Origin of the sequence: Pseudoduganella aquatica (assembly GCF_009857595.1) — a bacterium.
Taxonomy (GTDB): domain Bacteria; phylum Pseudomonadota; class Gammaproteobacteria; order Burkholderiales; family Burkholderiaceae_D; genus Rugamonas; species Rugamonas aquatica_A.
In genome coordinates this window covers 1-7,370 of sequence record NZ_WWCU01000076.1, presented here as the reverse complement: position 1 = coordinate 7,370, position 7,370 = coordinate 1, and the positions used below count along the sequence as shown (strand labels likewise).

The window sequence follows — 7,370 nt, the reverse complement described above, 5'->3', positions numbered from 1 at the left end:
GGCTGGCGCCGCAGCGCTGCCCGGCACGCCGGTGGCGGTGGCGGTGGCCGCGCCGGCGGCAGGCAGCGCGAGGCTGGCCGCTTGCGGCAGCGGCGCCAGCGAGAACTCGGCGGGCGCTTTGCCCAGCAGGACGGCGATGGCGTGCTCCAGCTGGGCGCGCTGGCGGGTGATGCTGATCAGGTCTATGCGGGCGTTGGCCAGCTGGGTTTCGGCCTGCAGCACGTCGGACTTGGCGGCGATGGCGGCGCCGAAGCGGTTTTGCGTGATCTGCAGCACGCGCTCGTAGCCCTGCACGGTCGCTTGCAGCAGCGCTTTCTGGGCGTCCGCCTGGCGCAGCGCGAAATAGTTGGCGGCCAGTTCGCCCTGCGCGGACAGGCGCGCGGCGGCCAGCTCGGCCGCGCTGGCGGCGGCGCTGGCGCTGGCGGCCGTGCTGGCGGCGCCGAGGCGGCCCCAGATGTCCGGCTCCCAGCTGCCGCCCAGGTTCACGCGGTAGGCGCTGGCGGTGCGGGTATTGCCGCCCCCGCCGCTGCGGTTGGCGCTGCCGTTCAGGTCCACTTGCGGGAACAGCTGCGCGCGCTGCTCGGACACCAGCGCGCGCGCCTGCGCATACGACGCGGCGGCGGCGGCCACGTTCTGGTTGGAGACCTCGATGGACGCGGCCAGCTCGTTGAGCACCGGGTCGCCGAACAGCGTCCACCACGGGCCGCGTTCGAGCGCGTCGGCCGGCGCGGCGGGCGCCCAGCCGTCGGCTTCCTTGAAAGCGGCCGTTTGCGGCGTGGCGGGCACTTCGTATTTCGGGCCGGCAGCGCAGCCGGCCAGGGCGGATGCCGCCAGCAATGCCAACGAAACGGGGGTAAGAGTGTGCTTGTTCATGGCGTGCTCGGTTCGGCAGTTGCCTGCCTGCTCAATTGGAGTTCGGACGCGCTGCGGCTGCGCAGCTTGTCCATCAGGATGTAGACGACCGGCGTGGTCAGCAGCGTCAGCAGCTGGCTGGCGATCAGGCCGCCGATAATGGCGATGCCCAGCGGCTGGCGCAGCTCGGAGCCCTCGCCGAAGCCTATCGCCAGCGGCAAGGCGCCCAGCGCGGCGGCCAGGGTGGTCATGAGGATGGGGCGGAAGCGCAGCAAACAGGCTTCGCGCACCGCCACCACCGCCGTCAGCCCGCGCGCGCGCTCGGCCTCCAGCGCGAAGTCGATGATGAGGATGGCGTTCTTCTTGACGATGCCGATCAGCAGGAACACGCCGATCAGCGCGATGATGGAGAACTCCATCTTGAACATCAGCAGCGCCAGCACGGCGCCCACGCCGGCCGAGGGCAAGGTGGACAGCACGGTGACCGGATGCACCAGGCTTTCGTACAGGATGCCCAGCACGATGTAGATCACCACGATGGCCGCCAGTATCAGCAAGGGCTGCTGCTTGTTGCTGTCGTCGGCCGCCTTGGCCGTGCCCTGGAAGCTGCCGCGCACGTTGTTGGGCATGGCGATGTCGGCCTCGGCCTGCTTGACGGCGGCCTGGCCGTCGCTCAGGCTGGCGCCGTCGGCCAGGTTGAAGGACACCGTGGTGGCCAGCTCGCCGTCCTGGTGGTTGACGGAGGTGGGCGTGGCGCTTTCGGCGAAGCTGGCGATGGCCGTCAGCGGCGCCATGGCGGCCACCGAGGTGCTCAGCGCCGCGCCGGTGGAGGCGTCGCGCGCGGCGGCCACGTTATTGCTGCCGCCGCCCGTGCCCTTGGCCGACACGTACACGTCCTTCAGCGCCTCCGGGCTTTTCGCGTATTCCGGCGCCACTTCCATCACCACCTTGTACTGATTCAGCTCGTCGTAGATGGTGGCGACCTGGCGCTGGCCGAAGGCGTTGTAGAGCGCATTGTCCACGTCGCGCACGCCGATGCCCATGCGGGTAATGGTTTCCTTGTCGATGGTGACGAAGGTCTCCACGCCGTTTTCGGCCTGGTCGGTGTCCACGTCGGTCAGCTCCGGCTGCTGCTTCATGGCGTCGGCCAGCTTGCTGGCCCAGGCCTTCAGGTCGGCGCGGTTGTCGCTCTTCAGCGTGTACTGGTAGGTCGAGTTGCTGGAGCGGCCGCCCATGCGCAGGTCCTGCACCGGGTTCAGGAACAGCGACACGCCGGTGACCTTGGCCAGCTGCGGGCGCAGGCGCGCAATCACGGCCTGGCCCGAGTCGCTGCGCTCGGCGGCCGGCTTCAGGTTGATGAACATGAAGCCGCCGCCGGCGCGCCCGCCGCCGGTGAAGCCGACCACGGTGGCCACCGCCGGATCGTTCTTGATGATGTTCGCCAGCTGGCGCAGCTTGCCCTGCATGGCCTGGAAGGAAATCGACTGGTCGGCGCGCATGCCGCCGTTGATCTGGCCGGTGTCCTGCTGCGGGAAGAAGCCCTTGGGCGCGGCCGAGAACAGGTAGACGTTCAGGCCGATGACGAACACCAGGATGGCCATCACCAGCCAGACGCTGTGCAGCGCCCAGTCCAGCGCGTGCTGGTAGACGTTCAGCGTGGCCTGGAAGGCGCGCTCGAACTGGCGCGCCACCCAGCCTTCGGGCTTGCCGTGCTGGCCGGGCTTGAGCAGCCAGGCGCACATCATGGGCGTGGTGGTGAGCGAGATGAGCAGCGAGATCATGACCGCCACCGACAGCGTGACGGCGAACTCGCGGAACAAGCGCCCCACCTGGCCGCCCATGAACAGCAGCGGGATGAACACGGCCACCAGCGACAGGCTGATGGACAGCACCGTGAAGCCCACTTCGCGCGCGCCCAGCAGCGCGGCCTGGAAGCGCTCCATGCCGGACTCGATGTGGCGCGCGGTGTTCTCCAGCACCACGATGGCGTCGTCGACCACGAAGCCGGTGGCCACGGTCAGCGCCATCAGGCTCAGGTTGTTCAGGCTGAAGCCCATCAGGTACATCGCGCCGAAGGTGCCCAGCAGCGAGACGATGGTGGCCACCGCCGGGATGATGGTGGCGCGCGCGCTGCGCAGGAAGGCGCTCACCACCAGCACCACCAGCACGATGGAGATGATCAGCGTGAGCTCGATCTCGTGCAGCGAGGAGCGGATGGAGTTGGTGCTGTCCGAGGCCACCTGCAGCTTGACGTCCGGCGGCAGCTGCGCCTGCAGCTGCGGGATCAGGGCGCGCACGCCGTCCACGGTCTCGATCACGTTGGCGCCGGGCTGGCGCGTGACGAGCACGATGACGGCCGGGTCGCCGTTGAACAGGCCCAGCGTGTTCTTGTTCTCCGCGCCGTCCTCCACGGTGGCGATGTCGCGCAGGCGGATGGCCGAGCCGTCGCGCCAGGCCACCACCAGGTCGCGGTAGTCGACCGCGCTGGGGCGGGCTTTCGGCGCGTCCGCGCCGCCCTGGCCCGGCACCACGCCGCTGTTGCGCATGGGCGCCGAGTAGATCTGCAGGCGGCGCTCGTCGCCCTCCAGCGCGCCCTTGGGGCGGTTGGCGTTGGAGGCCTGGATGGCGGCGCGCACGTCCTCCATCGACACGCCGTAGCGGTTCACCGCGTAGGGCAGCAGCTCCACGCGCACGGCCGGCAGCGAGCCGCCGCCGATCTCCACGTCGCCCACGCCCTTCACCTGCGCCAGCTTCTGCTGCACGATGTTGGACACGGCCTCGTAGATCTGGCCCGGCTTGCGGGTGGGCGAGGTCAGCGCCAGGATGATGACGGGCGCGTCGGACGGGTTGGCCTTGCGGTAGGTGGGGTTGCTGCGCAGCGTGGCCGGCAGGTCGGCGCGCGAAGCGTTGATGGCGGCCTGCACTTCGCGCGCGGCCGCGTCGATCTTGCGGTTCAGGTCGAACTGCAGGCTGATGCGGGTGGAGCCGCTGCCCGAGGACGAGGTCATCTCGTTGACGCCGGCGATCACGCCCAGGCGCCGCTCCAGCGGCGTGGCCACGCTGGAGGCCATGATGTCCGGGCTGGCGCCGGGCAGGCTGGCGCTGACCGAGATCGACGGATAGTCGACCTGCGGCAGCGGCGAGACCGGCAGCACGAAGAAGGCGCCGATGCCCGCCAGCGCCAGGCCCATGGTCAACAGGACGGTGGCGATGGGGCGCCGGACGAAGGGTTCCGACAGATTCACGGCTGCGCTCCCGGCGGCACGGAGCCAGGAACCGGCGCCGAATCCGGGGCGGCGGCGCCCTGCCCGCCGCCGCTACGGCCGCGCCAGCGGCGCGCCAGGCTGTCGAAGCCCAGGTAGATCACCGGCGTGGTGTACAGGGTCAGCACCTGGCTGACGATCAGGCCGCCGAAGATGGACAGGCCGAGCGGCCGGCGCAGCTCGGCGCCCTCGCCGAAGCCCAGCATCAGCGGCACGGCGGCGAACAGCGCGGCCAGCGTGGTCATCAGGATCGGGCGGAAGCGCAGCAGCGCGGCCTGGTGGATGGCGTCGCGCGGCGGCATGCCCTGGTCCCTTTCGGCCTCGATGGCGAAGTCGATCATCATGATGGCGTTCTTCTTGACGATGCCGATCAGCAGGATGATGCCGATGATGCCGATCACGCCCAGGTCCTGGCCGCTGACCATCAGCGCCAGCAAGGCGCCCACGCCGGCCGAGGGCAAGGTGGACAGGATGGTGAGCGGGTGGATATAGCTTTCATACAGCACGCCGAGCACGATGTAGACGCAGATCACGGCGGCCAGGATCAGCCACAGCTGGTTCGACAGCGAGGCCTGGTAGGCGCCGGCCGCGCCCAGGAAGGTCATGGACACCGCCGGCGGCAGCTGGATCTCCTCGGCGGCGGCGCGCACCGCCTCCACCGAGCGGCCCAGCGAGACGCCGGGCGCGGTGTCGAAGCCCAGCGTGGTGGCCGGGTACTGCGCCACGTGGGTCAGTTGCAGCGGTGCCGGGCGCTCGGTGATGCTGGCCACGGCCGACAGCGGCGTGGGCTTGCCGGAGCTGGTCTTCAGGTGCAGATTGCCGAGCGACTCGGGCGTGGTCAGCGTGCCCGGCTGGGCCTCCAGGATCACGCGGTACTGGTTGGTCTCGGTGAAGATGGTGGAGACGATGCGCTGGCCGAAGGCGCTGTAGAGCGCGTCGTCGATGGCGGCGGCGGTCACGCCCAGGCGCGAGGCGCTGTCGCGGTCTATGCTGACCTGGGCCGCCACGCCGGTGGCGCCGGCGTCCGACACCACGTTGCGCAGCTGCTCGTGCTTCTGCATCTGCGCGGCCAGCTTGCCGGCCCATTCGGTGACGGTGGCCGTGTCGGCGCCCTCGAGCGAGACCCGGTACTGGGTGGGGCCGGATTCGGCGTCGATGGTCAGGTCCTGCGTGGGCTGCAAATAGATGGTCACGCCGGCCACGTCGGCCACGCGGCGGCGCAGGCGCTCCATGATGGCGTCCTGGTGGCCGCGCTTGTCCTTCAGGTTGATCAGCATGCGGCCGGTGTGCAGCATGGTGTTGTTGGCCGCGTCCACGCCCACCAGGGAGCTGAGCGTGTCCACGTCCGGGTCCTCCATGATGGCGCGCGCGGCGGCCTGCTGCAGCTCGGCCATGCGGCTGTAGGACACCGCCTGCGCGGTCTCGATGCGGGCCTGCAGCTGGCCGGTGTCCTGGGTCGGGAACAGGCCCTTGGGAATGAGCACGTACAGCAGCACGGTCAGGCCCAGCGTGGCCAGCGCCACCAGCAGGGTCAGGCCCTGGCGCCGCAGCACCCATTGCAGCGAGCTGTCGTAGTGGCCGATCACCTTGTCGAAGAAGCGCTGCACGCGGGCGCCGAAGGAGCGCGGGTCGTCGTCCTTGTGGCTGGTGAGCCAGCGCGCCGACATCATGGGCACCAGCGTGAGCGAGACCACGGCGGAGATCAGGATGGTGATGGCCAGCGTGACGGCGAACTCGCGGAACAGCCGGCCCACCACGTCGCCCATGAACAGCAGCGGGATCAGCACGGCGATCAGCGACACCGTCAGCGAGATGATGGTGAAGCCGATCTGGGTGGCGCCCTTGAGCGCGGCGGCCATCGGCGTTTCGCCCTCCTCGATGTAGCGGGCGATGTTCTCGATCATGACGATGGCGTCGTCGACCACGAAGCCGGTGGCGATGGTGAGCGACATCAGGCTCAGGTTGTTCAGGCTGTAGCCCAGCAAATACATGACGCCGAAGGTGCCCACCAGCGAGATCGGCACGGCCAGGCTGGCGATGACGGTGGCGCGCACGCTGTGCAGGAAGAAGAAGATCACCAGCACCACCAGCAGCACGGCCAGCACCAGCTCGAATTCGACGTGCTTGACGGAGGCGCGGATGCCGGTGGTGCGGTCGCTCAGCACGTCGACCCGCAGCGCGCCGGGCAGGCCGGCCTGCAGCTCGGGCAGGCGCTCCTTGATGGCGTCCACGGTGGCGATGACGTTGGCGCCGGGCTGGCGCTGCACGTTGAGGATGATGGCGGGGACCAGCGCGCCTTGCCGGCCGGACCAGGCGCCCAGCTTGACGTTCTCCGCGCTGTCGACCACGCGCGCCACCTCGGACAGGCGCACCGGGGCGCCGTTGCGGTAGGCCACGATCAGGCTTTTGTAGTCCTGCGCCGTGAGCAGCTGGTCGTTGGCGTTGATGGTGAAGGAGCGCGTGGGGCCGTCGAAGCTGCCCTTGGCGCTGTTGGCGTTGGCCGCGCTGATGGCGCTGCGCAGCGTGTCGAGGCCCAGGCCGTAGGACGACAGCGCCTGCGTGTCGGCCTGGATGCGCACGGCCGGGCGCTGGCCGCCGCTCAGGCTGACCAGGCCCACGCCGGAGACCTGGCTGATCTTCAGCGCCAGGCGGGTGTTGACGATGTTCTGCACTTCCGTCAGCGGCATGGTGTCGGAGGTGATGGCCAGCGTCAGCACGGGGGCGTCGGCCGGGTTGACCTTGGCGTACACGGGCGGCGCCGGCAGGTCGGTGGGCAGCAGCGAACCGCCGGCGTTGATGGCGGCCTGCACTTCCTGCTCGGCCACGTCCAGGGTCTGGCCCAGGCCGAACTGCAGCGTGATGATGGACACGCCGGCGGCGCTGGTGGAACTCATGCGCTGCAGGCCGGACATCTGGCCGAACTGGCGCTCCAGCGGGGCGGTGACGGTCTGGCCCATCACTTCCGGGCTGGCGCCGGGGTATAGCGTCTGCACCTGGATGGTGGGGAAGTCGACCTGCGGCAGCGCCGACAGGGGCAGGAACTTGAAGCCGACCAGGCCGGCCAGCACGATGGCCAGCATCAGCAGCGAGGTCGCTACCGGGCGCTGGATAAAGGGACGCGACGGACTCATGGCGCGGACTTCGGCGCCGGTGCGGCTGGGGTGGCCGATGCGGGCGGCACCGGCGCCACGCCGGCGGCGGACCAGAACGACTGGCTCAAGCAGCCGGACGGCGCCCTGGTCGGCAAGGCCAGCC

General features: G+C 69.9%; 3 protein-coding genes. All 3 read right to left on the bottom strand.

What is annotated here, in order from left to right; genetic code table 11:
* The coding region (locus GTP77_RS29265; RefSeq protein WP_161075670.1) for a TolC family protein at nt 1-873 on the bottom strand (873 nt) is incomplete at its 3' end.
* Nucleotides 870-4,097 carry an efflux RND transporter permease subunit gene (locus GTP77_RS29260; RefSeq protein ID WP_161075669.1) on the bottom strand — a complete coding sequence of 1,076 codons (3,228 nt, stop codon included), beginning with the start codon at nt 4,095-4,097 and terminating at the stop codon, nt 870-872. The genes GTP77_RS29265 and GTP77_RS29260, both read right to left, overlap by 4 nt.
* Nucleotides 4,094-7,246 carry an efflux RND transporter permease subunit gene (locus GTP77_RS29255; protein WP_161075668.1) on the bottom strand — a complete coding sequence of 1,051 codons (3,153 nt, stop codon included), beginning with the start codon at nt 7,244-7,246 and terminating at the stop codon, nt 4,094-4,096. Before GTP77_RS29255 ends, GTP77_RS29260 begins: the two co-directional genes overlap by 4 nt.
* Nucleotides 7,247-7,370 lie beyond the last annotated feature (124 nt).